Annotated in this window: 2 protein-coding genes; both read left to right on the forward strand. The window is 72.7% G+C overall.

Annotation, left to right across the window (positions count from 1 at the left end; all coding sequences use genetic code 11):
- Nucleotides 1-10 precede the first annotated feature (10 nt).
- Complete coding sequence (locus C1I97_RS35870; RefSeq protein ID WP_441349192.1) at nt 11-472, forward strand: mobilization protein; 462 nt, start codon at nt 11-13, stop codon at nt 470-472.
- A partial coding sequence (locus C1I97_RS35875; protein WP_111007110.1) for a relaxase/mobilization nuclease domain-containing protein occupies nt 469-2100 on the forward strand: 1632 nt, incomplete at its 3' end. The genes C1I97_RS35870 and C1I97_RS35875, both read left to right, overlap by 4 nt.

Consider the following 2100-nt stretch of genomic DNA (forward strand, 5'->3'; position numbering starts at 1 on the left):
TGGCGAGTTCGTGCTCGTTGAGACGGACGCTGTGGGCGGACCGCAGCCAGGCAAGGCCCATCCGAAGGGCAAGGCCAGAAAGGGGAAGTCGCGTCCGCGCGACAAGAAGCAGCGCCCCGCCCACAGCGTCCGTCTCAACGAGCACGAACTCGCCATCATCCAGTCCGGTGCCGACCACGTCGGCATGAGCGTGGCCGGGTTCCTGGCCTACTCCGCCCTGGCCGCCGCCCGCGACCAGTCCCGCACCGCAGCAGCCATCGCGACCGAACGGGACATCCTGACTGCCCTGTTCGGCGTGCGCCGTCAGCTCGGCTGGGCTGGCAGCAACGTCAACCAGGCTGTCAAGGCCCTCAACTCCGGCGTGGACGCACCGCACTTCGCCGCTGCCCTCGCCGATCTGCGACGTGCCGCGCAGGCCGTCCAGCGGGCGGCCGACCAGATCACCAACCAACAAGAGGACGAGGCGGCTTGATCCCCCGGATCCACCAGCAGGGCAGCAACACCCTCGGCCTCCTGCACTACCTGTACGGCAAGGGCACCCACGAGGAGCACACCGACCCGCACCTGGTCGCCTCCTTCGACGGCATGGCCCCCGACCCCGGCCGCGACCCCTCGGTGACGAAGAAGGACCTCCAGCACCTCCTCGACCAGCCCCTGTCCCTCCTCGGCCCCGGGCAGCGCCCGGACAAGCACGTCTGGCACTGCTCCGTGCGCGCCGCCCCCGACGACCCGATCCTGTCCGATGAGCAGTGGGCCGAGATCGCCCGCCGCATGGTCGCCGCCACCGGCATCGACCCCGGCGACGGCGCCGGCTGCCGCTGGGCCGCCGTCCGCCACGCCGACGACCACATCCACATCATCGCCACCCTCGTCCGGGAGGACGGCCGCCGCCCCGACCACCACCGCTCCGGCAAACGCGCCCAGGCCGAGTGCCGCCTGATCGAAAAGGAACTCGGCCTGCACCGGGTCGCGCCCGGTGACGGTACCGCCGCCAAGCGGGCCACCAGCGCCGAGCGCCACAAGGCCGAACGTGAGGGTCGGGACCGCCCGGCGCGCGAAGAACTGCGCGAAACCGTACGGCGGGCAGTAGCCGGCGCCACCAGCGAGGAGGAGTTCTTCGACCGCCTGGCCGCCGCCGGCCTGCTGATCCGCAAGCGCGTCGCGCCCTCCGGTGACCTGCTCGGCTACAAGGTCGCCCTCCCCGAGGACCGCAACAAGGACGGCGAGCCGGTCTTTTACGCAGGCTCGACCCTCGCCCCCGACCTGTCCCTGCCCCGCATCCGCGAGCGCTGGACCCTTCCCGCAGAGACCGCTGTCTCGGCTCACGACTCCCGGCCGGAGCAATCCGTCCTGCCGGACGTGACGGGTCCCGCGTTCGCGCGGCGCCGGGCCACCGCCGCCACCTGGCAGGCCCTGCTGATCATCGACCACGGCGACGACGGCACGGCGGCAGCCCAGATCGCCGCGGCAGGGGAGATCCTGGACGCGCTCGCCAAGACCTCCGCCGCCCACACCCGCGCTGAACTGCGCGATGCGGCCTTCGCGTTCGAGCGGGCCAGCCGCTCCCACATCAAGGCCGTACGCGGGTACGACCGCGCCCTGCGCCAGGCCGCCCGCGATCTCGTCCACAGCGGGCCCGTCCTCGGCCGCGGCGAAGACGGCGCCACCACCGCCATGCTCATCGACATGGCCTTCTTCCTCGCCACCGCCGCAGCGAACTGGCACGCCAGGAAGCACCACAGCCAGCAGGCCGCCGCCGCCCAACAAGCCGGCGAACACCTCCGCGCCGCCTACCAAGCCGCCGCAGGTGAATCCATGGCCGTCCTCCGCCAGCGAGGCCAACGTCTGGCCCCGCGTGTTCGGCAGCGGCACGCCGGCCTTCTCCACCAGGTGCTGCCGAAGCTGGCCACACGGATCCAGGCCGAGGCCGGCTGGCCCGCCCTGGCCGTCACCCTCGACGACGCCCGCAGAGCCGGCCACGACCCGGCCGCCCTGCTGGCCGAAGCCGCCCGACGGCGCGAGCTCGATACCGCCACCTCCATCAGCGACGTCCTCGTCTGGCGGCTGCGGCGCAGCGCCCACCTGCCCGCCCTACCCGAA

The sequence above is a fragment of the Streptomyces sp. NTH33 genome, from assembly GCF_003236365.1.
Lineage (GTDB): Bacteria > Actinomycetota > Actinomycetes > Streptomycetales > Streptomycetaceae > Streptomyces.